Below are 22,642 nucleotides of genomic sequence, written 5' to 3'. Positions count from 1 at the left end.
ATTACGGAACAACAATCAGCGGGCCGCTGGCCGCACCCGTTGCCCGCCACTGCGGAACGTACATTGATTCCACCATTGGCACCGGCACCTGATAGGTTCCCGGCGTTACGGCGCGCGCCAGATAGACCAGCGTGACCGGCTGGCCTTCGTTAACAGGCACTGCCGCCACGAAGCGGTCATCGCGGAATTCCATATGCTGAATGTCCGCCTGCTGCATCTGGCTGAGCAGATTTTGCACTTCGCTGCCGCTGTCCTGCAGGCTGGCGCTGCTGCTGGCCAGATTCTGGTTTTCCAGCTCCAGGCCCGCAGGGAGGAGATCCACCACCAGCGCATCCGGCACGTTCTGGCTGGCTTTCACTTCGAGCCACACCAGCACCAGCTCACCGCTCTTCAGGGAAGAGAGTGACCTGCTGCTGCCGTCGGTTGCGAGGATATGACGCTCAACCTGCAGCACGTTAGAGGCTGGCTGAGGCGCATATTCCGGGTAACCGGTGCTGTCGAGGCGTACCCACAGCGGCGCTGTACCGGTGTTAGTCACCTGCAGCGCGCCAAGCTGGTCACCGTTAACGTTTTGCACCTGCGATTTATCGCCGCTCAGCGCCTGTTCTGAGAGGCTGGTCGTTGCCTGCCACGCGCCCGATAAGCTTTGCAGAGAACGTCCGGCCAGGAACAGCGCGTTGCTCTCCTGCGTTGACAGCCAGCGCTGGCTGAATGCCTCTTCAGACAGGGCGTTCAGCAGCGCGTTTTGCGCGTCCGGCAGCAGTTTGTACTCTTCCAGCAGGGAGAGCATCAGCGCGTTGTCGCGAAGCGTGCTGCCGTAATCGGCCATCCAGTTTTTGCTGTCGCTGCGCGGCGTTTTAAGCGCCAGATCCAGCGCCTGCTGGCTGCGCGGGGCGTCGCCCATCAGTTTCAGCGCCATGCCCAGCTGCATCAATGGCAGACCGGACGCCGCCTGACCGTGGCGATCCCAGATTTCACGCAGCGCGCCCAGCGGTGCTTTCTGCTGGCGCGCCAGCACCAGTGAAGCATAGGCCTGCACCGCAAACTTGCTGGCCTGGGTGTCGTCGCTGTAGCGGATGGACATCATGCCCGGGTCCTGCAGATAGCGCAGCAGACGGCTGTTGGCGTTGTTCACCGCGTCGGCGGGAACGCTGTAGCCCTGCTCGCCCGCGCGCACCAGGAAATCGGTCACGTAGGCGGTGAGCCAGTACTCTTCCGGGCCGTTTTTATCCCACAGGGCGAAACCGCCGTCGTCACGCTGCATTTGCAGCAGACGAGAGATACCGATATCAATGGCCGCACGGCGTTTATCATCCGTGTCACCTTTGATGCCCAGCGCCGTCAGCTGCGCCGCGTTGGTGTAGAGCGACGGGAACAGGCCGCTGGTCGTCTGCTCAAGACAGCCGTAAGGATAGGCCTGCAGTTCACGAATGTAGCGCGCCAGGTTCAACGGCGGTTTGCCGCTCAGCAGCAGCTGTCCCTGCAGCGTGGCAGGTGAGAAACCGTTGCTATGCTGTACCGGTGCGGTCCAGGATTCGCCCGGGTTCAGCATGGCGCCGGTGTTTACCGTTTGTGCCGGGAATGCCGGACGTACGCCAATCTTCCAGCTCTTCTGCTGCGGAGTGAACGTCTCGCCCGGAAGCTGAAGACCCGTCACCTGCGCGGTCACTTCACCGTCGCCATAACCTTCAAGGGCTCGCACCGGAATGAACATCGTGCTGCGTGCGCCCGGCGGGAGCTGTACGGGCTGCGGCTGTGCGCCTTCCAGCGACAGTTTTCCGCTCGTGGTGAGGGCCACGTTCAGCGTTTGCGGCTGGTCGGTCAGGTTGGTTAGATCCAGCGTCAGCCTGGAGGTATCGCCGCTTGCCAGGAAGCGCGGCGTGTTGAGTTCGGCAATCACCGGTGCGGCGACAACCACCTTGCTCTCGCTGCTGCCGAAATCATCCTCCGTCCACGCCTGCGCCATCAGACGCAGCTCGCCGTTGAAGTCGCCAATCGGCAACGTGATGGTGCCTTCACCGTTGGCGTCGAGCGCTACCGGCTGGGCCTGCTGTGCAATAATGGTGACATGGTTTACCGGCGGCTTACCGCCACGCTTCAGCTCATCACCGTCGCCCCCAAAGCGCAGCGCGGCCATTCGTCCCTGCCCTTCAATCACCTGGCCGTAGATATCATAGATATCCGCGCCGTAACGTTTCTGGCCAAAGAAGGCCTGCCAAGGATCGGGCGTGACGTAATCGGTAATGTTCAGCACGCCGCTGTCCACCGCCGAAACCAGCACGTTCACCTTCTGCGGCACCGCGCCTTCTTTGACGCTGGCTTTTACCTTCACGGACAACGTCTGATTCGGACGCATTTTCTGTGGGGTATCCAGCGCGATGTTCAGACGACGATTTTCATCACCCATCGGCAGATGCAGCAGACCGACCGCGCGCTTCGGCGTGGCGGATTTCGATTTGTCGCCAGGACGAACCACCAGGGTGCTGAGATACAAATCGTGTCGCTTCCAGGCTTTATCCACCGGAATGGAAAGATCCAGGCCGTTTGCCGGCACGTCGATCTCTTTCCACCACAGCGGGCCTTCGCTGGATTCGATCATCGCATAGCCTTTGCCCGCAGCCGGGGCAGCGATATGCAGCTGAATGGTATCGCCCGGCTGGTATGACGGTTTATCGATTTTAAGCGTTACGCGGTCAGGGCGCGCCGCGCCGGTGCCGTCGCTGTTATCCTGCCAGCTGTAGCCGGCCCAGAAGCGTACGCTGCTGACTATCTCATCAGGCGCTTTAACTTCCAGACGGTATGAGCCCCATTCAACCGGGAAGGTCACTTTGCCGGTTTCATCGGCTTTAAGGTTAAGCTCTTGCTCACCTTCAACCAGATCTTTTTGGTCAAACTGCGACTGCCATCCGTCGCTTTCAGACCAGTTCCAGAAGTAGTCGCGGCGCTCGCGGATCAGGCGAACCTGCAGCCCGGAAACGGCTTTTTTCGCCCCGCTGGCATCGGCATACACGATATCGAAGCTGGCGTTGCCGTTCTCGTCGACAATTGGCTGATTGACGGTAGTGTCGGTGCGGTAATCGTAAACGGCTTTACTGGCGAACTGAGGACGGATACCCGGCAGCTCTGCCGCTGGCCAGATGGCCTGCTCGGCACGACGCGTGACCGGACGGCCGCCGGACTCCAGCAGGCTGGCCTGCAGGATCAGCTGCAGCGGTGAGTGCACCTCTTTCCACTGGCTTTCGGTGGTAACCTGTCCGCGCCCCTGCTCGTCGAGGGTTAGCTGCACTTCATCCAGGCTGCGGCTCAGGTTCTCTTCGGCGATATCACCAAACTGGAAGCCCGGCAGCGCAGTGACCGCTTCACGAAGCGGGCGCAGGAAGAGCTGGCCCTGCAGAGAATTGCCGTTCGCCGGGGCGCCGTACAGGTAGTACCCCACCACGTTAAAGTCGACCTCATCCTGCGGTGAAACCGGCGCTTTTTGTCCGGTCAGGTTGAGCGCCATACGCTCCGGCATAAAATCTTCGACGTGGAAGTCCCACAGACGCTGCAGGTTATCGCCGGTATTGGCGCGGACATGCCACATGCCGGTCTGCGCGCCGCTATCTAGCGGATAGTTAAAGCGATAGAGACCATTTTCAGGCTGAACCACGAGGGTACGCGCCACCTGCCCGTCCGGGCGCAGCACGTCAAGCTTCACGGGCTGATCGGGAAGTGGCTTACCGTCGCTGTCGCGCAGCAGACCGTTAAGGATCACCGTTTCTCCCGGGCGATAGAGATCGCGTGGGCCAAACATAAAGAACTGTTTGCTGTAGCCAGGGCTGCCGGCAATATCGAACTCCGCCAGGTCAAGAGCCGGTAGCTTGAGGTCAAGCAGCGTGGTCTGGCCATCTTTGCTGGCCAGAATCAGCGCCGCTTCTTTGTCGGTCTCAAGCTTTGCATGGCCGTCCGCATCGCTGTTCGCCTCGGCAAGGGTCTGGCCTTTGTCATTCAGCAGCGTTACGGTCACGCCGGACTGTGCTGCACCGTTTTCCAGGCTCTGGGTGAAGATGTCCAGGCGGTTATGATAGCGGTGAGCGGAGAGCCCGATATCGCTCAGGGTAAAGAGCGTTGCGGCGTTACTGTAGCTGTAGTGCCCGGCCTGGTTCATGACCGCGATATAAACGCCGGACTGCTGGAGCGGTTTAATATCCTTCAGGGGCAACAGCAATTTTTCACGCGTGTTGCGCGCCGGATTGAGGTCGAAACGGCCGGTGTAAACCAGTTCCGCCATCTTCAGCAGGTTGTCTGACTCCCAGTTAGTCAGCGCATTACGGTATTCCCACTGGCTGACAAACGAGGCCAGCGACTCCGGCTTCACGCGGTAGAAATTCACGTCCACGTTGTTGACGTTGAGCGCCATCACCGGCAGGCCTTCCACCACCTTGCCCGGCAGCAGCGAACCGCGGCTGGCGAAGCCGACCATGGGTTCAACGTCCCGGGTGGTCAGGGCTTTTTCATAATCAATGCCGAAGGTCGCTTTGTTCAGCGCCTGCAGGCCACGATCAACGGTGACGACCAGATTACGGTTTGGCTCCAGATGGCGCAGGCGCAGCTCTTTGAGGTTGGGCGCAAGTTCCCATGCCCCGTCCACTTTGCCGTTTTTCTTATCCACCACGTGCACCGTCTTCGCGAAATCCTGATCGGGATTGAGCGGAACAGAGAATGTCAGCACCAGCGTTGCGGCGCCGTCAAGCTGCACTTCCGAGGTGTCCAGCAGTGTCAGCTCTTTGCCCTGGCTCTGGGCTGCCAGTTTAGCCAGCTTCTCTGCGTCGGGTTTTACCGGCGTTTTCTGCTCTGCTGCGGTCGATGCCGCAGGAGCGGCGGCCTGAGGCTTGTCGTCGCTGTTATCACAGCCGGCAAGCGTAAACGTGGTAAGTAGCGCGAGAGAGAGCGCGGCTAAGCGAAACGGTTTCATCCTTTGTCCCTGGCCCGTGGAGCCTGTTGGTCGTCGTCCGGATAAGTATTATCCGCAAGTTTCATTAATACAAAAAGTCCAATTTGAGAATCTGGAAGAGTTCTCGCAAATCCTGACGTGCGGGATTGAGCGCCATGTTACACCGATCACACCCTCAAAGGTTACATGTTACCTTTCACGTCATTTGTTTTTAAAACAAGAAGATAGATGGATAAACTCGCCTGCCGCCTGCTAATTTTAAGCCTGAGACGCACCCCGAGTGCGCGGTTCACAAAGAGAGAAAACCATGAAACGAGCCGTGAACGCCCTACAAAATTTCGGAAAATCATTGTACGGACCGGTACTTATCTTACCGATCGTCGGTCTGTTTATCGCCTTTGGTAACGTGCTGGGTAACGGCAACCTGGCCGAGTACCTGCCGTTTCTTGGGCATCCCCTTATTCAGAATATCGGCCAGCTGATTGCCAAATCTGCCGTGTCGGTGCTGGTTAATCTGGCGCTGGTGTTTGCCGTCGGCATTCCGATTGGCCTGGCCACGCGGGATAAAGGCTACGCGGCGCTGATCGGTCTGGTGACCTTCGTGGTGTTTATCAACGCCATGAACGTGACGCTGCAGCTGCAGGGCGCGCTGGCGCCTGCGGACCAGATGAAGGCAGCCGGGCAAAGCATGGTGCTGGGCGTGCAGGTGCTGGAGATGGGCGTGTTCGCCGGGATCCTCACCGGGGCGCTGTCCGGGTATCTCTATAACAAATACTCCGGCGTACAGTTTAACGGCGCGATGGCGATTTACTCCGGCCACTGCTTTGTCGCCATCGTCATGCTCCCCGTCTCTATGCTGCTCGGCGTGGTGATGAGCGAACTCTGGCCATTCGCGCAGCACGGTATCAGTACCTTAGCGCTGGCGATAAAAGGTTCCGGACCCTTTGGCGTGGCGATCTACGGTTTCCTGGAACGCATTCTGGTCCCCACCGGCCTTCACCATCTGGTTTATACGCCGTTCCTCTATACCGAGCTGGGCGGCACGCAGGAGGTGTGTGGGGCGACCTATCAGGGCGCGCGCAACATCTACTTCGCCGAGATGGCCTGCCCGGACGTGAAGCAGCTCAGCAGCACCGTGGTGTGGGACGCCCGCGGCATCAGCAAAATGTTCGGCCTGCCTGCGGCGGCGCTGGCGATGTATATGACCGCAAAGCCGGAGCGTAAAGCCATTGCGAAAGCCATTCTGATCCCGGCGGCGCTGACCTCGCTGCTGGTCGGCGTGACCGAACCGATTGAGTTTTCCTTCCTGTTCGTCGCCCCGCTGCTCTTCGTGGTGCACGCGGTGCTGACCGGCATCGGCATGATGCTGTTCTCGCTGCTTGGCGTGCACGCCATCGGCGCCAACGGGATTATCGACTTCATCCTCTACAACCTGCCGCTCGGCACGGAGAAGTCCAACTGGCCGATGTACATCGTGGTCGGGCTGATCATGTTTGCCCTCTACTTCGTGGTGTTCCGCTTCCTGATCCTGCGCTTCAACATGAAGACGCCAGGCCGTGAAGATGACGATAAGGAGACGCGCCTCTACAGCAAGCAGGAGTACCAGGCCAAAGGCAATAACGACGGGCTGGGCGAATCCATCGTCGTGGGCCTGGGCGGGCGGGAGAACATTGAGGTGGTGGATAACTGCTACACCCGCTTACGCGTCACGGTAAAAGACGTCGCCATCATCGACGAGCCGCGGCTGAAGGCGACCGGCGCGAAAGGGATTATCAAACAAGGTAACAACGTTCAGGTGGTCTACGGGCTGCACGTCAAAAAAATGCGAGAAGCCGTTGAGACGTTTCTCTGAAAGGAGCTAAAGATGTTTACACCACCATTCATTCTGTCGATTGCCGGCGGCGGTAGCACCTACACGCCCGGTATTGTGAAAAGCCTGATGGTGCGCCTGCAGGATTTCCCGCTGGCCGAAATCCGCCTCTATGACATCGACGAGGCGCGTCAGAACACCATTGCGCCAGTGGTTGAGAAAGTTATTCGCGACCATAGCCAGAGTATTAAATTTACCGTCACCAGCGACCCGGAGGTGGCCTTCAGCGGCGCACACTTCGTCTTCGCCCAGATGCGCGTCGGCCAGTACAGGATGCGCGAGCAGGACGAGAAGATCCCGCTGCGTCACGGCGTGGTCGGCCAGGAAACCTGCGGGCCCGGCGGGCTGGCGTACGGCCTGCGCACGATCCTGCCGATGGTGGAGCTTATCGATCTGGTGGATCGCTACGCGCACGAGAAGGCCTGGATTGTGAACTACTCCAACCCGGCGGCGATCGTCGCGGAGGGCGTGCGCCGCCTGCGGCCGAATGCGCGGGTGCTGAACATCTGCGATATGCCGGTGGCCGCCATGCGTAATATGGGGGCGATTCTGGGCGTCGATCGCCGCAAACTGGAGGTGGACTACTTCGGTCTGAACCACTTCGGCTGGTTTACCCGCGTACTGGTGGACGGCGAAGACAAGCTGCCCGAGCTGCGTAAGCATATCGCGAAGTTTGGCCTGCTGACGGAAGACGCCGCCAAAACCGACCCTCAGCACTCGGATCCTTCGTGGGTAAAAACCTGGCGCAACATCAAGCCGATTATGGATAACTTTCCGGAGTATCTGCCGAACCCGTATCTGCAGTATTACCTGATGCCGAACCAGATTGTGGAGCATCAGAACCCGGACTATACCCGCGCCAACGAAGTGATGAACGGGCGTGAGAAAAAGCTCTTTGCGGCCGCCGAAGAGTACAAGCGCACCGGGATATTACCGGATGCCTTCCACGTTGGCGTGCACGGCGAATTTATCGTCGACGTGGCCTGCTCGCTGGCGTTCAACCTGCGGAGCCGCCATCTGGTGATGGTGGAAAACCGCGGCGCGATTACCAACCTGCCGTACGATGCGGTGGTGGAAGTGCCCGCTTATATCACCTCCGAAGGCCCAGAACCGATCCGCGTCGGTCAGGTGCCGCTGTTCCATCAGACCCTTTTGCAACAGCAGCTCGCCTCTGAACAGCTGCTGGTGGAAGCAACTATCGAGGGCAGCTATGAGAAAGCGCTGCAGGCTTTCACCCTCAACCGCACCGTGCCGACCATGGAACATGCAAAAGCGATTCTGGATGAGATGATTGAAGCCAACAGCGACTACTGGCCTGCGCTGCAAAAAGCCTGGCAGAACGGCGAAGCGGTGAAAAAATAAGGGGTTGCTCGCGAGTTGAACGTGGTTTGCTTGTCGGTGTCAGAAAAAACACCGACAATCCTTTTTTACGGAAAAGAACGGAGGCAACCCATGTCCACCTCATATTTTGTCGCCGCCGACTGGCTGATTGAGCACAGCGACGACCCGGAAGTTCAGATTATTGACGCGCGCATGGCCCCGCCGGGGCAAGAGCATCGCGACGTTCCCGGTGAATACCGCGCAGGGCACCTGCCTGGCGCGGTATTTTTTGATATTGAAGCCCTCTCCGATCATACCTCTCCCCTGCCGCACATGCTGCCGCGCCCGGAAGCGTTTTCCGTGGCGATGCGCGAGCTTGGCGTGAGCCAGGACAAACACCTTGTTGTTTACGATGAAGGTAACCTCTTCTCCGCGCCGCGCGCCTGGTGGATGCTCAAAAACTTCGGCGTGGAAAAAGTCTCGATTCTTGCAGGCGGCCTCGCGGGCTGGAAGCGCGATGAGCTGCCGCTCCAGCAGGGCGACGTCACGCTGCCGGAAGGCGAATTCGACGCCACGTTTGACGCGGATATCGTCAAACGTCTGACCGACGTGCTGGTGGTGAGCCACGAAAAAACGGCACAAATTGTCGATGCGCGTCCGGCTCCACGCTTTAATGCCGAAGCGGACGAGCCGCGTCCGGGGCTGAAGCGCGGGCATATCCCGGGCGCGCTGAACGTGCCGTGGGGCGATCTGGTGTTTGAAGGCGAGCTGAAAACCACCGACGAGCTGCGCGTCATTTTCGATCGCGCCGGTGTTGACCTGCATCGCCCGATCGTTGCCAGCTGCGGCTCCGGCGTGACGGCCTGCGTGGTGATTCTGGCGCTGGCGACGCTTGGCGCGAAAGACGTGACGCTGTATGACGGCGCATGGAGCGAATGGGGCGCGCGTGACGATCTGCCGGTTGAACCGGCTAAATAATGGATAACCGCCTGGCCACGCTGTTAACGCGCGGGGCGTCATTGACCCGCGCAGAATATCGCGTCCTCGCCCACCTCACGGAGCATCCGCTGCTGGTGGGCAACATCACGGTGCGAGAGCTGGCGCAGGCGACGTTTGTTTCTACCGCCACCATCATGCGGCTGTGCCAGAAGCTGGGCTTCAGCGGCTTTAGCGAGTTTATCTGGCACTGCAAGCAGCTGCTCTCCGACACGCCGCATATTGCCGCTCAGGGGCAGTCGCGACCTGAACTCCCCGCGCTTTTCAATCAGTTTATTGCCAACTATCAGCAGACCTTCCAGTGGGTCACGCAGGAGAAGCGCCAGCAGTTTGCCGACCTGCTGCGTCAGAAAGAGAGCTTCTTTCTCTACGGCGCCGGGTTTTCCTATCTGTTTGCGGAGTACCTGACCAAGAAGCTGCAGGTGCTGGGTAAAACGGCGTTCATCTCCGGGCCGGGCGACAGCCGGAATATTTTTCTCAGCAACGCCGCGCGGTATCAGGTGTTTATTGCCGTCTCCCGCAGCGGCGAGACGGAGCAGGTGCTGGATAAAGCGCGAATCGCCAAAAACGTCGGCATGACGGTGGTGGCCTTTACCCGCGCCTCGGCCAATACGTTGGCAGGCATGGCGGATCTGCATTTCGCGCTGTATGACGAAGCGGTGCACTTTGCCGCCGAAGCCGCCGGGGTGACGTCGTTTGAGTCGAACCTGGTGCTGCTGATGGATTTACTGCTGCTGGAAGCCACGGGGTGAAGACTCACCCCGCGGTCATCAGATAATGCGGGTCGTTTTGAGATCGCGCAGGAAGCCGCCCCAGCGACGCTCGTAGAACGGGGTGATGTGCTCGGTGATAAAGTGGCTGATGCCCTTCTCGCCTTTTTTCACCTGACAGATATCAATCGGCTCGTCGCCCGGCAGCGTGTCGGTCGCCACGCTTCCTGCCGCCTGGACGATCTCGTCGATATCGCCGTCCGCCTCAATGCCAATCAGCAGAACCGGCTGCTCGTCCGCATGCTCCTTAATGGAGCAGAGGAACGCGCGCTTCACCGGCTTGATGGTTTTAAACAGCGTCGTCAGGGAGTCAATCATCTGCGCGGGCGGCTCGGCCACTTCAGACAGCAGCAGCGTTTCGCCCCCCTCCAGCACTTCCTGGGTGCTGAGCGGGTTGCCCTCTTCACCCAACAGGTGTCTGATTTCACGCGGGGTAAACTCTTTTCCGGTCGGCAATTTAGCGTTGAGGAACAGCGTCTGGCCCAGCGTCATTTCGAACAGGGTACGAACAGGCATCACTACGAACGCCTGTTCGTCTTCTACCGCTTCCTGCAGGGCTTCGAGGGAGGTAAAGAACGGGATCACCGAGGTGCCGTCGTCTTTCTCCCAGTGCAGCAGATCCAGCGCGCTGTCTTCGACAACCTGCTCACCTTCCGCCGCGGTGCCCGGCACCCAGACGGTGGATTCCAGCAGCGTGCGGAAAAATGCCGGACGGTGGGCGGGCTCGGTCGCCGCCTGCTCCAGCAGGGTTTCTAATTCGTTTTTGGTTTCTGACATAGTTTGGCTACTTCACAATTGCCCGGCGGCGCTTCGCTTGCACGGGCCTACGGGTTTTGTAGGCCGGGTAAGCGCAGCGCCACCCGGCGAAAAAGATTACTCAGCCGTCAGCAGGTTCGCCACGGTACGCACGCCCAGACCGGTTGCGCCCGCGGACCACTGCTCGACCGCCGCTTTACGGTAGGTAGCGGAACAGTCGATGTGCAGCCAGCCTTCGTGATAATTCTCAACGAAGTGGGACAGGAAGCCTGCTGCGGTGCTTGCACCCGCCGGGTAAGCCGCGCTTGCGGTGTTGTTCAGCTCGGCAAAGTTAGACGGCAGCTGGCTGCGGTGGAACTCGGCCAGCGGCAGACGCCAGAACGGCTCGTTTTCCGCGGCCGCGCTTGCCAGCAGGCGAGCGGCCAGCTTGTCGTCGAAGCTGAACAGCGCGTGGTAGTCATTACCCAGGGCGGTTTTCGCCGCGCCGGTCAGGGTCGCCATGTCGATAATCAGCTCTGGCTTCTGCGCAGACGCGTCGATCAGGCCATCGGCCAGCACCAGGCGGCCTTCGGCGTCGGTGTTCATCACCTCAACGTTTTTACCGTTGCGGTAGCGAATGATGTCGCCCAGCTTGAAGGCGTTACCGCTGACCATGTTGTCGGCGCAGCACAGGTACAGCTTCACGCGCTTGTTCAGGCCGCGGGTAATCGCGAACGCCAGCGCGCCGGTGATGGTTGCCGCGCCGCCCATGTCGGACTTCATGGAGTCCATGAACGCGCTCTGCTTGAGGCTGTAGCCGCCGGTGTCGAAGGTAATGCCTTTGCCCACCAGGCAGGCAAAGACCGGCGCCTCTTTATCCCCGGTTGGGTTGTAATCCAGCGCCAGCAGGACCGGAGGGCGCTCTGAACCACGGCCCACGGTGTGGATACCCATGTAGTTCTGCTCGCGCAGATCTTCACCTTTGGTGATGCGGTAAGACATTTTCTCGCCCGCTACGCCGCACAGCAGGTCTACGGCGCGCTGCGCCAGCTGCTCTGGGCCTAACTCTTCCGCCGGGGCGTTGATGGTGTCGCGCACCCAGTCGATGATTTTCAGGCGGCTTTCCAGCTCTTTCTGACCCGCTTCATCAAGGTTCGCCCACTCAATTTTGCGGGTGCCTTTCGGGCCTTTGTAGCCTGACCAGAACGCCCAGCTGCGGTCGGTGTCCCAGCCTTCGCCTGCCAGAGTCACATGCTTAATGCCCAGACCGTCAATTTTGCGGGCGGCGCGCTGAATCAGGCCGGTATCGTCTTTGCCCGTCAGGTGCAGGGTAATGCCGTCGTTGTTGATGCTGTAGGTGGCTTTTTCGCCCCAGCGTGCGTCAGCAGGCTGTGTGGAGAGCGTAATCTTCATCGCTTCGGTCATTTTATTTATCCTTATTAGCAACTAGCAAACGGGCCGCCTGAAGGCAGCCCGTTTATGTTATCTATTCTGCTTCATCTAACCAGACTAACAGAATCGCCTCCAGAATTTTTTCATTGGATGCGCTTGGATCGTCGTCGAAATCCTCTAAATCGCAGATCCACTGGTGCATGTCGGTGAATCGTACGGTCTTCGGATCGAGATCCGGGTTCGCGTCGTAGAGCGCTTCGCCGATTTCACGGCTGTCTGTCCACTTCAGTCCCATATCAATGCTCGCGTGCGTGGTTGATGGTGTAGCGTGGGAATTCCACGACCAGATCTTCATCGGTCACCAGCGCCTGGCAGCTTAAACGGCTGTCTGGCTCCAGACCCCATGCTTTATCGAGCATGTCGTCTTCGTCTTCGGTGCTCTCGGCAAGAGAGTCGAAACCTTCACGCACAACGCAGTGGCAGGTGGTGCAGGCACAGGATTTCTCACAGGCGTGTTCCACTTCGATACCTGCACGCAGGGCTACATCGAGAATGGTTTCACCGGTCTTCGCTTCCAGAACAGCGCCATCCGGACAGAGGTCCGCATGAGGCAAAATAACAATCTTTGGCATATTAAACCTCGTCCACGGACTGGCCTTTCAGCGCGACGCGGACAGATTTGTCCATGCGGCGAGCAGCAAAGTCCTGGGTTTGTTTATCAACGTTTTTAATGGCTTCTTCTATTGCGTCAGCGTCATTGCCTTCGGCCACTACGCTTAAGCGCGCGGCAGCCTCGTCAATCACCTGGCGCTCAGCGGCGCTTAACAGCGCGGCATCGGCAGTGAGTGCACCGGTCAGGCTCTCCAGCACGCGTGCGGCTTCAACTTTCTGTTCGGCCAGCATACGCGCCTTCACATCCTGCTCGGCGTAGCTCATTGAATCCTGAATCATGGAGGCGATTTCGCCATCGGTAAGGCCGTAGGACGGCTTCACCTGAATAGACGATTCCACGCCGGTCGATTTTTCCATCGCCGTCACGCTGAGCAGACCGTCCGCATCCACCTGGAAGGTGACGCGAATATGCGCCCCGCCCGCAGGCAGCGCCGGAATACCGCGCAGCGCAAAGCGCGCCAGCGAGCGGCAGTCCTGCACCAGCTCGCGCTCGCCCTGCATCACGTGGATGGACATCGCGGTCTGGCCGTCTTTAAAGGTGGTAAACTCCTGCGCGCGCGCCACCGGGATCGTGGTGTTACGCGGGATCACTTTCTCCACCAGGCCGCCCATGGTTTCTAAACCAAGGGACAGCGGGATGACGTCCAGCAGCAGCATTTCACTGTCCGGCTTGTTGCCGACCAGGATATCGGCCTGGATAGCGGCGCCCACGGCAACCACTTTGTCCGGATCGATGGAGGTCAGCGGCGTGCGGCCAAAGAATTCGCCCACGCGCTCGCGCACCAGCGGTACGCGCGTGGAACCGCCCACCATGACCGCTTCCAGCACCTCGTTCGCCTCCACGCCCGCATCTTTCAATGCGCGACGGCAGGCCAGCAGAGTACGTTTCACCAGCGGGGCAATCAGGTCGTTGAACCGATCGCGGGTAATGTCACCCTGCCAGCCCGCAACGTTAACCGTGACCGACTGCGCGTCACTCAGGGCGATTTTGGCATCGATGGCCGCATCCAGCAGTTCACGCTGTACGCGCGCATCGCTGCGATCGCTGATGCCCGCCTGCTCGCGGATGTAGTCCGCCAGCAGATGGTCGAAGTCATCGCCGCCGAGCGCGGAATCACCGCCGGTCGCCAGCACTTCAAACACCCCGCGGCTCAGGCGCAGGATGGAGATATCAAAGGTGCCGCCGCCGAGATCGTAAACCGCAATCACCCCTTCCTGACCGGAGTCGAGGCCGTAGGCAATGGCAGCAGCCGTGGGTTCGTTCAGCAGGCGCAGCACGTGCAGGCCCGCCAGACGCGCGGCGTCTTTGGTGCCCTGACGCTGTGCGTCGTCGAAGTAGGCTGGAACGGTAATGACTACGCCGTCCAGATCGCCGCCGAGCGTCGCCGTCGCGCGCGCCGCCAGCGCTTTGAGGATGTCAGCAGACACGCGGATTGGGTTCAGCAGACCGGCCGCGGTTGCAATCATCGGCAGGCCGTTTTCACTGGCCTGCAGCTGATATGGCATGTGCGGGTAGCGGGTCTGAATATCGGTCAGCGAGCGGCCCATCATGCGCTTTACGGAGCTGATGGTGTTGGCCGGATCGCGCGCGGCGTTAGCGCGTGCGTCATAGCCGACCGCGTGGCCCTGCTCTTGATAATGGACCACGGAAGGCAGCAGATGACGGCCCTGCTCGTCGGCCAGCGTTTCCGCCTGGCCGCTGCGCACGGTCGCCACGAGGGAATTGGTGGTGCCGAGATCAATACCCACCGCCAGACGACGCTGGTGCGGTGCGGCACTTAAGCCAGGCTCACTAATTTGTAATAAGGCCATAATTGCTTCCGAAATTAAAAATCGAGCAGCTTTTCTTCGAGTTGTTCAGCACTGCTTCGTAGTTTATCGAGAAAACGGAGTTTGCGCACAGTGTCTGCCGCCACGTCCCAGGTCTCGTTGTTCAGTTGCTCCACCATCTGCTGATGGCGGTTATCGAACATGCCCTTCACGCGCTTGATGAAGCTTTCCAGACGCGCTTCGTCTTTGGCCTGTTCGATCTCATCCAGCTCTTCGCGAAGCTCGAGCTGTTCCATCAGAAACGCGGTGTCGCGTACGGTATGCTGTTCGCTCGCCAGATCGAAACCGTGCAGTGAAAGCAGATACTCGGCACGGCTCAGCGGATGACGCAGCGTCTGCCAGGCCTGGTTGATGGTCGCAGAGTGGGAAACCGCAGCCAGTTGCTCTGACTGAGTACCGCTCGCGAATTTATCCGGGTGGTACTGCCGCTGCAGATCCTGAAAGCGGATCGTCAGCGCCTGCAGATCGATCGGGTATTGAGCGGGTAGTCCGAAGAGAGTGAAGTAATCCATAACAATCTCAGGGGTAGCCTGTTAGAACAAACCCCACACACAGAGATCCTGCGGTGGGGTTTCGGATGACGCGCGGTTAAACGTGGAAGCTTTCGCCGCAACCACACTCGTCTTTGACGTTCGGGTTCGTGAATTTGAACCCTTCGTTCAGGCCTTCTTTAACGAAGTCCAGCTGAGTGCCGTTGAGGAATTGCAGGCTTTTGCCATCGACCACCACCTTCACGCCCTTGTCTTCGAACACGGTGTCGTCAGACGCCGGTTCATCAACAAACTCCAGTACGTAAGCCATACCAGAACAGCCGGAGGTACGTACGCCCAGTCGCAGGCCGAAGCCTTTACCACGGTTCGCCAGAAAAGAGCTTACTCGCGCGGCAGCGCTGTCGCTAAGGGTAATCGACATACTCAAACCTCAATTATTTTGCTTCACGTTTGCTTTTGTAATCCGCAATGGCGGCTTTGATCGCGTCTTCTGCCAGAATTGAACAGTGAATTTTCACCGGCGGCAGTTCGAGTTCTTCAGCAATATCGGTGTTCTTGATAGCCTGTGCTTCGTCCAGAGACTTGCCCTTCACCCATTCGGTCACCAGGGAGCTGGAGGCGATAGCTGAACCACAGCCGTAGGTCTTGAAGCGCGCGTCCTCAATGATACCTTCATTGTTGACTTTAATCTGCAACTTCATCACGTCGCCACACGCCGGTGCGCCGACCATGCCGCTGCCTACGGATTCATCGCTGTTGTCAAAAGAGCCAACGTTGCGCGGGTTCTCGTAATGATCGATGACTTTTTCGCTGTATGCCATGATTGAATTCTCCTTATGTACCGATTAGTGATGTGACCATTCAATGCTGTTCAGATCCACGCCCTGCTTGAACATTTCCCACAGTGGAGAAAGGTCGCGCAGACGGCCGATGGAGTTACGAACCAGCTTGATGGTGTAGTCAATCTCTTCTTCGGTAGTGAATCGACCTAAAGAGAAACGGATAGAGCTGTGTGCCAGCTCGTCGGTCATGCCCAGCGCGCGCAGCACGTAGGATGGCTCGAGGCTTGCAGACGTACAGGCAGAACCGGAAGAGACGGCCAGATCTTTCAGGGCCATGATCAGCGATTCGCCTTCAACATAGTTGAAGCTGACGTTGAGGATGTTCGGTGCGCCCTGCTCAAGATCGCCGTTCAGATACACTTCTTCCATATCTTTCACGCCGTCCCACAGACGGTTACGCAGCGTGCGCAGGCGCGCCATCTCGGTTTCCATCTCTTCTTTTGCAATGCGGTACGCTTCGCCCATGCCCACGATCTGGTGAACAGGCAGCGTACCGGAACGCATGCCGCGCTCGTGACCGCCGCCGTGCATCTGTGCTTCGATGCGAATACGTGGCTTACGACGAACGTACAGCGCGCCGATACCTTTCGGGCCATAGATTTTGTGGCCGGAGAAGGACATCAGGTCCACTTTCAGCTGGCTCAGGTCGATAGGCAGTTTGCCCACGCTCTGGGTCGCGTCCACGTGGTAGATGATGCCGCGCGCGCGGCACATTTCGCCGATGGTCGCGATATCCTGCACGACGCCGATTTCGTTGTTCACGTGCATGATGGAGACCAGAATGGTGTCATCACGCATGGCCGCTTCGAGCTCTTTGAGGTCGATGATCCCGTTGCTCTGCGGTGCGAGATAGGTCACTTCAAACCCTTCACGCTCCAGCTGACGACAGGTGTCCAGCACGGCTTTGTGTTCGGTTTTGCTGGTGATAATGTGCTTGCCTTTTTTCTGATAAAAGTTGGCAGCACCTTTGATCGCCAGGTTGTCGGATTCGGTCGCGCCGGAGGTGAAAACAATTTCACGCGGATCGGCACCAACCAGGTCAGCAATCTGATTACGGGCGATATCAACCGCCTCTTCAGCATGCCAGCCAAAACGGTGAGAACGGGAAGCTGGGTTACCAAAGTTTCCGTCCAGGGTCAGACACTGCATCATCTTCTCGGCAACACGCGGGTCCACCGGCGTGGTTGCGGAGTAGTCGAGATAAATCGGTAATTTCATTGCTCTATAAACTCCGTACATCGCTTCAATGCAAGGAATCAGGCAACCGGCTGGATGTACGACCGAGTACACGGGGCGAGCTAACGCCCCGGCCTGATTCTGAAATACTTATCTTTTTATTACGCGCGCAGTTTAACGTCGATTGCGTCTTGCGCGCGGGTGCTGCGTTGTGATTCATGGCTTTGCTGACGACCCGACACGTCCAGAACTTCCTGGTTATTCACCAGTTCACCCAGGGTGATGTTGTTCAGGAAGCCGGTCAGACGGTCGCTCAGATCGCGCCACAGCGCGTGGGTCAGGCACTTATCGCCGCCCTGGCAGCCGCCTTTACCCTGGCAACGGGTCGCGTCGACGGATTCGTCAACGGCGCTAATCACTTCGCCAACCGCAATACTGCCCGCGTCTTTACCCAGCAGATAGCCGCCGCCTGGGCCACGAACGCTGGAAACAAGTCCATTTTTACGCAGTCTGGAGAACAGCTGTTCCAGATAAGAGAGGGAGATCCCCTGTCGTTCAGAAATATCAGCCAACGGAACCGGGCCCGCTTCGGAGTTGAGCGCAACGTCCAGCATCGCGGTCACGGCATAACGCCCTTTAGATGTTAGTCTCATGTCTTACTTAACCTCAAACTCGCCCCTGCCCGGGGTTTTTTATTGTAAAATGGGGGTATTGCATAGCAGGGCCAAGTCTGACATTCCTGACTAAAATGGTCAACTATTTACTTGACTGTTTTAGTCAGGTATTTAACCTTCTGTGCCTTCATAATATAGGTGCGGCCTGATGCCCTCACCCCAGCCCTCTCCCACGGGGAGAGGGAGAAAACAAACCGGCACTATTCTTTATTCTTCTGCTCAATCGACGCCAGAATCCCGCGCAGGATGTTCAGTTCCTGGCTTTCCGGACGTGCGCGGGTGAACATACGGCGCAGCTTGTTCATCACCTGGCCCGGGTGGCCTTCACGGATAAAGCCGGTTGAGAGCAGCGTCTGCTCCAGGTGGCCGTAGAAGCGCTCGAGGTCGTCCACCAGCGGGTAGGCCGTCTCTTCTTTAGGTTCGACCGGTTTCTCCTGCGTCGCCAGCCATGCCATACGCACTTCGTAGGCAATCACCTGCACCGCCATCGCCAGGTTCAGCGAGCTGTACTCCGGGTTCGCCGCGATGGCGACGTGATAGTGGCACTTCTGCAGTTCGTCGTTGGTCAGGCCAACGCGCTCGCGGCCAAACACCAGCGCAACCGGCGCCTGCTCCGCTTCGGAGACGCTTTTCAGGCCGCATTCGCGCGGGTCCAGCATTGGCCACGGCAGCGTGCGGGAGCGCGCGCTGGTGCCAACCACCAGGCTACAGCCCGCCAGGGCTTCGTCCAGGGTATCGACGATTTGAGCATTGCCAATCACGTCGCTGGCACCGGCCGCCAGAGCGATGGCCTGCGAGTCAGGCTTTACGAGTGGATTAACCAGCCAGAGGTTTGTTAAGCCCATGGTTTTCATAGCGCGGGCCACGGAGCCCATGTTGCCGGTGTGCGATGTTTCGACCAGCACGATTCGAATGTTTTGCAGCATAATTTTTAGGTATCTGAATTCAGTGTCTGAAGAATATTCCGGCATATTACCATAAACGGGAGACATAATCCGATCCCGCTGCTATACTCTGCGCCGATTTTCCTGTTCTTTAACATCCAGTGAGAGAGACCGATGCATCCGATGCTGACCATCGCCGTGCGCGCAGCGCGCAAGGCGGGTAATGTAATTGCCAAACACTACGAAACCCCAGACTCCGTAGAAACCAGCCAGAAAGGCAGCAATGATTTCGTGACTAACGTCGATAAAGCCGCAGAAGCGATTATTATCGAAACAATCCGCAAATCTTACCCGCAGCACACCATCATCACCGAAGAAAGCGGTGAACATGAAGGTACCGATCAGGATGTTCAATGGGTTATCGATCCACTGGATGGCACCACCAACTTCATCAAACGCCTGCCACACTTCTCTGTGTCTATCGCAGTACGCATTAAAGGCCGTACTGAAGTCGCCGTTGTCTACGATCCAATGCGTAACGAGCTTTTCACCGCTACCCGCGGTCAGGGCGCACAGCTGAACGGCTATCGTCTGCGCTGCAGCAATGCACGCGATCTGGACGGCACCATTCTGGCGACCGGCTTCCCGTTCAAGGCGAAACAGCACGCGACTACCTATATGAATATCCTGGGCAAACTGTTTACCGAATGCGCAGATTTCCGTCGCACCGGTTCTGCTGCACTGGATCTGGCCTATGTTGCGACCGGCCGCGTTGACGGTTACTTCGAGCTGTCGCTGAAGCCGTGGGACTTTGCGGCGGGCGAGCTGATCGCACGTGAAGCAGGCGCAATTGTTTGCGACTTCACCGGCGGCCATAACTACATGACCACCGGCAACATCGTTGCAGGTAACCCACGCGTTGTTAAAGCCATGCTGGCAAACATGCGTGAAGAGCTGAGCGATGCGCTGAAGCGCTAATTCAGCATATTATGCCCGGTGGCGCTACGCTTACCGGGCATAAAAAATCCCTCAGATACGGCTAAAACGGCCTTAATCCCCTTCCCACCGGCACCGCGCTCATCCACATCGTCACCGCCGCCACCAGCAAAATCACTCCGCCCGCCAGCGCGAGCGTAGTCCACCCTACCTGTCGCCACAGCACCGGCGTTTTATTGCCGCTGAGTTTTCCCGCCAGCTGACGGAAGCTGTGAACCAGCAAAGCCAAAGACGAAATGGTGAGAGACGTTCCCGCTGCCATCGCCATCGCCGAGATCATTCCCCAGCCGAACACGCCGATTACCTTACTGAACAGCAGCACCATGATCGCCCCCGAACACGGACGCATGCCCATTGAGAGAACGATCGTCAGCCGCGCGCGCCAGTCATCGCCATTTTCCAGCTGTTCCTGCGTGGGCAGATGCTGATGCCCGCACCCGCAGTTCTCATCATGAACGTGATGCGGCGCGAAGGTTTTAAACTTCGGCTTTTGCAGCAGGGCGCGCAATTTTTTCAGCGCCCTCCAGGTGAGGATGATGCCCAGCACGCCCACCAGCGCATAGCTTCCCTTCTCAAGCCAGAAGCTGCTCATGTGCAGCTGACGGGCGGGAAGCTGTAACAGCGAAAGCACGACCACCACGAGCGCAATCGCCACGCCGCCCTGAAGCAGCGAGGAGGCCAGCGTCAGGCCAATGCTCGATCTCAACTTCGACGGATGGGTCGCAAGCCAGGTGGTGATGACAATTTTTCCGTGGCCCGGCCCCAGCGCGTGCAGCACGCCATAGATAAAGCTGAACGCCAGCAGGGAACCGCCCGCTTTGGCCGGGTTCTCCGCCACCGCCTTCAGCAGTCCGCTCATCTGCTGATTGACCTCACGCTGCCAGATGATGCTTTTCATCATGACCTGCGGCCAGGCCTGCCACAGCCAGAGCCCACCGACAACAGCGAGCAGGAGAAAGAGCGCCAGCGGCCAGAGATGAAGCCAGCGGCGCGGCTTTTGGTGCGAAGAGGCGATCACTGACATTTCAACGTTACCTCCTGCGCAAACTGTTTACCCAACTCCATGTCCTCCGGCGGCGCATCTTCTTTATCGAGTGAGATCGCAAAGTTAAGCGTTTCGTCGCTTGGCTTCGGCGTGTGAACGGCAAGTGAGCAGCTTTTTTGCAACGATGCGGGCAACTGCACGTCGCCGTCCTCGGCGTAGCTCATATCGACGTAGTAGGTGGGGTCGAAGGTGGAAAAGGTGTACGTCTGCCCTGCCAGCGGCTGAGGGTGCGCCAGCGGGAGAATAAACGTCAGCACCGCCTGATGTCCGTCGCGCGACATACCGTACTCGGTCGGACGATTGAGAAACTTCACCTTTTGTCCGTTATGCCAGAACTCGGTGAAGTAGTGCTGACCCAGCACGTTGGCCATCACCTCTGCCGCCAGCTTCTTCCAGATCTCGTCGCCGGGCTTCGCGTTTCCCGCATCATACAGCAGGTCTGCCGAGGTGATTTCATCCATCGTCCAGCGCATTTTCAGGCCGCTAAGCTGCGTGCCGTCCGTCACCAGCTCGGTTTTCAGGCTGATGAAGCTGTGAGGATGCGCGCTGGCGGAGAAAGTCAAAACCGCCAAAAATAACGCCATCGCGCTTTGTTTAACTATTTGCATCAATTCCTCACGTCAAAAATTCTGTGATGTTCGCCCGCAATCCTGAGTGAAAGGCCTGCCGGTGCGCTTTTCAGCGTCCATCCTTTAGCTATTCTTATCAAACATTCATACTGGATACCCGACAGATGATGACGACGCTTGAAATTCCATCTGTGCTTTCCAGTTCGCAGCGCCGCTGCCAGGTGCTTTTGATGCTTTACCTGCCCGATGCTGTCGTCAACGCACAGAGCATTATCGCTGCCAACGGCGTGGACGACGTCATTGTCCGGCAAGATATAGCCGAGACGCGCGATGAAATCCAGCGCTATCACCGGCTTGATATCGTGACGCACCCTGACGGCGGCTACCGAATTGAAGGCTCTGCCCTTAATCAACGCTTATGCCTGCTGCACTGGCTGCGCAGGTCGCTCCGGCTTTGCCCGCAGTTTGTTTCGCTCCAGTTTACCCCGGCGTTAAAAACCGCACTTAAACAGCACGGCATTGCCCGCCCGCTATATGACGATGCGAACCTTCGGGCGCTCATCAACTTCTGCTCGCGCAAGCTTCAGCGCCAGTTCGAATGCCGCGACGTCCAGTTTTTACAGATCTATTTGCAGTACTGTCTGATACAGCATCATCAGGGCAATACGCCGCACTTTTCCCCGGTTCAGCGCAGCTGGACGCAGTCGAGGGGGGAATATTTTACGGCCCAGGAGATCGTCCGTCACTGGAAACGACGCGTTCCGCAGGGTACGCACAGCGATGAACAGCTGTTTCTGGCGCTGCTTTTTATGATGCTGCGCACGCCCGATCCGGCGCTGGATAAACATCAGCAGGATCAGCGTCTGCGTCGGGCAATTGTGCGCATGGTCGCCCGCTTCCGGGCGCAAACGGGAATGAACTTTAGCGACGAACAGGGGCTGACCGATCAGCTTTATATCCACCTCGCTCAGGCGCTGGATCGTTCGCTGTTTGAAATCGGCATTGATAACAGCCTGCCGGAAGAGATCCACCGGCTTTATCCGCGGCTGCTGCGCACCACCAAAGACGCGCTTTTTGAGCTGGAGGCGGAATTTGGGCTGCGGTTCTCCGGGGAAGAGATGGCCCTGGTGGCGGTGATTTTTGGTGCCTGGCTGATGCAGGAAACCGACCTGCATGAGAAGCAGGTGGTGCTGCTGACGGGAGAAGATAAGGATTGTGAAGCGTTGATTGAACAGCAGCTGCGCGAACTGACGCTGCTGCCGCTTAATATTCGCTACCTCACGCTGCAGGCTTTTCAGAAAGAAGGGGCACCGCGCGAAGCGTCGCTGGTGATCACCCCCTACCCAACCGTCCTGCCGCTGTTCTCGCCGCCGCTGATCCACGCCGTTGAGGCGCTGAACGCGCAGCAGCAGGAACATATTCGCGTCATGCTGGAATCGTAGCTAGG

The 22,642-nt window shown here is 58.5% G+C and carries 20 protein-coding genes; 6 read left to right on the top strand and 14 right to left on the bottom strand.

The window, feature by feature from the left end; all coding sequences use genetic code 11:
• Position 1: 1 nt before the first annotated feature.
• Positions 2 to 4,954: an alpha-2-macroglobulin family protein gene (locus D5067_RS06235; RefSeq protein WP_119937451.1), complete on the bottom strand. Its 4,953-nt coding sequence runs from the start codon at positions 4,952 to 4,954 to the stop codon at positions 2 to 4.
• A gap of 286 nt (positions 4,955 to 5,240) precedes the next feature.
• On the opposite strand from D5067_RS06235, the gene D5067_RS06230 reads away from it, so the two are divergent.
• The 4 genes from D5067_RS06230 to D5067_RS06215 all read left to right on the top strand — a co-directional run bounded on the left by D5067_RS06230 (position 5,241) and on the right by D5067_RS06215 (position 9,871).
• The gene (locus tag D5067_RS06230; protein ID WP_119937452.1) at positions 5,241 to 6,785 is read left to right on the top strand and encodes a PTS transporter subunit EIIC; all 1,545 of its coding nucleotides are present in this window, start codon (positions 5,241 to 5,243) and stop codon (positions 6,783 to 6,785) included.
• Positions 6,786 to 6,797: 12 nt separating this feature from the next.
• A complete protein-coding gene (locus D5067_RS06225; protein ID WP_119937453.1) occupies positions 6,798 to 8,165 on the top strand; it encodes a 6-phospho-alpha-glucosidase in 1,368 nt (455 codons plus the stop codon).
• Positions 8,166 to 8,255: 90 nt separating this feature from the next.
• Positions 8,256 to 9,101: a 3-mercaptopyruvate sulfurtransferase gene (gene sseA, locus D5067_RS06220; protein ID WP_119937454.1), complete on the top strand. Its 846-nt coding sequence runs from the start codon at positions 8,256 to 8,258 to the stop codon at positions 9,099 to 9,101.
• Positions 9,101 to 9,871 carry a MurR/RpiR family transcriptional regulator gene (locus D5067_RS06215; protein WP_119937455.1) on the top strand — a complete coding sequence of 257 codons (771 nt, stop codon included), beginning with the start codon at positions 9,101 to 9,103 and terminating at the stop codon, positions 9,869 to 9,871. Before sseA ends, D5067_RS06215 begins: the two co-directional genes overlap by 1 nt.
• An 18-nt stretch (positions 9,872 to 9,889) precedes the next feature.
• On the opposite strand, the gene sseB is transcribed toward D5067_RS06215, so the two are convergent.
• The 11 genes from sseB to trmJ form a co-directional block, all read right to left on the bottom strand.
• Positions 9,890 to 10,666 (bottom strand): enhanced serine sensitivity protein SseB, encoded by a 777-nt coding sequence (gene sseB / locus D5067_RS06210; protein WP_119937456.1) that lies wholly within the window; start codon positions 10,664 to 10,666, stop codon positions 9,890 to 9,892.
• A 96-nt stretch (positions 10,667 to 10,762) separates the two neighbouring features.
• Positions 10,763 to 12,049 (bottom strand): aminopeptidase PepB, encoded by a 1,287-nt coding sequence (gene pepB, locus D5067_RS06205; RefSeq protein WP_119937457.1) that lies wholly within the window; start codon positions 12,047 to 12,049, stop codon positions 10,763 to 10,765.
• Between the two features lie 61 nt (positions 12,050 to 12,110).
• On the bottom strand, positions 12,111 to 12,311 hold the full coding sequence (gene iscX / locus D5067_RS06200) for a Fe-S cluster assembly protein IscX (protein ID WP_095282903.1): 201 nt from the start codon (positions 12,309 to 12,311) through the stop codon (positions 12,111 to 12,113).
• Between the two features lies 1 nt (position 12,312).
• Positions 12,313 to 12,648 carry an ISC system 2Fe-2S type ferredoxin gene (gene fdx / locus D5067_RS06195; RefSeq protein WP_119937458.1) on the bottom strand — a complete coding sequence of 112 codons (336 nt, stop codon included), beginning with the start codon at positions 12,646 to 12,648 and terminating at the stop codon, positions 12,313 to 12,315.
• Position 12,649: 1 nt separating this feature from the next.
• On the bottom strand, positions 12,650 to 14,500 hold the full coding sequence (gene hscA, locus D5067_RS06190) for a Fe-S protein assembly chaperone HscA (RefSeq protein WP_119937459.1): 1,851 nt from the start codon (positions 14,498 to 14,500) through the stop codon (positions 12,650 to 12,652).
• Positions 14,501 to 14,514: 14 nt separating this feature from the next.
• Positions 14,515 to 15,030, bottom strand: a complete 516-nt coding sequence (gene hscB / locus D5067_RS06185; protein WP_119937460.1) for a co-chaperone HscB — start codon at positions 15,028 to 15,030, stop codon at positions 14,515 to 14,517.
• Positions 15,031 to 15,106: 76 nt separating this feature from the next.
• Positions 15,107 to 15,430: an iron-sulfur cluster assembly protein IscA gene (gene iscA, locus D5067_RS06180; protein WP_003860659.1), complete on the bottom strand. Its 324-nt coding sequence runs from the start codon at positions 15,428 to 15,430 to the stop codon at positions 15,107 to 15,109.
• A 13-nt stretch (positions 15,431 to 15,443) separates the two neighbouring features.
• The gene (gene iscU / locus D5067_RS06175) at positions 15,444 to 15,830 is read right to left on the bottom strand and encodes a Fe-S cluster assembly scaffold IscU (RefSeq protein ID WP_003860661.1); all 387 of its coding nucleotides are present in this window, start codon (positions 15,828 to 15,830) and stop codon (positions 15,444 to 15,446) included.
• Positions 15,831 to 15,854: 24 nt separating this feature from the next.
• A complete protein-coding gene (iscS, locus tag D5067_RS06170) occupies positions 15,855 to 17,069 on the bottom strand; it encodes a cysteine desulfurase (RefSeq protein WP_003860663.1) in 1,215 nt (404 codons plus the stop codon).
• 119 nt (positions 17,070 to 17,188) lie between these two features.
• Entirely contained in the window at positions 17,189 to 17,680 is a 492-nt protein-coding gene (iscR, locus tag D5067_RS06165) for a Fe-S cluster assembly transcriptional regulator IscR (protein WP_089597799.1), read from the bottom strand.
• Between the two features lie 221 nt (positions 17,681 to 17,901).
• The gene (trmJ, locus tag D5067_RS06160; RefSeq protein WP_023333041.1) at positions 17,902 to 18,627 is read right to left on the bottom strand and encodes a tRNA (cytosine(32)/uridine(32)-2'-O)-methyltransferase TrmJ; all 726 of its coding nucleotides are present in this window, start codon (positions 18,625 to 18,627) and stop codon (positions 17,902 to 17,904) included.
• A gap of 132 nt (positions 18,628 to 18,759) precedes the next feature.
• On the opposite strand from trmJ, the gene suhB reads away from it, so the two are divergent.
• A complete protein-coding gene (gene suhB / locus D5067_RS06155; RefSeq protein ID WP_119937461.1) occupies positions 18,760 to 19,563 on the top strand; it encodes an inositol-1-monophosphatase in 804 nt (267 codons plus the stop codon).
• Between the two features lie 61 nt (positions 19,564 to 19,624).
• Here the strand turns inward: suhB and D5067_RS06150 are convergent, their stop codons facing one another.
• Positions 19,625 to 20,605, bottom strand: a complete 981-nt coding sequence (locus D5067_RS06150) for a nickel/cobalt transporter (protein ID WP_119937462.1) — start codon at positions 20,603 to 20,605, stop codon at positions 19,625 to 19,627.
• Positions 20,596 to 21,234, bottom strand: a complete 639-nt coding sequence (locus tag D5067_RS06145; protein WP_119937463.1) for a DUF1007 family protein — start codon at positions 21,232 to 21,234, stop codon at positions 20,596 to 20,598. The genes D5067_RS06150 and D5067_RS06145 overlap by 10 nt, the downstream gene beginning before the upstream one ends.
• Before the next feature lie 125 nt (positions 21,235 to 21,359).
• On the opposite strand from D5067_RS06145, the gene csiE reads away from it, so the two are divergent.
• Entirely contained in the window at positions 21,360 to 22,637 is a 1,278-nt protein-coding gene (gene csiE / locus D5067_RS06140; protein WP_119937464.1) for a stationary phase inducible protein CsiE, read from the top strand.
• The last annotated feature ends 5 nt before the right edge of the window (positions 22,638 to 22,642 follow it).

The sequence above is a fragment of the Enterobacter huaxiensis genome (assembly GCF_003594935.2).
GTDB lineage: Bacteria > Pseudomonadota > Gammaproteobacteria > Enterobacterales > Enterobacteriaceae > Enterobacter > Enterobacter huaxiensis.
This window is presented reverse-complemented; position numbering and strand designations above follow the sequence as displayed.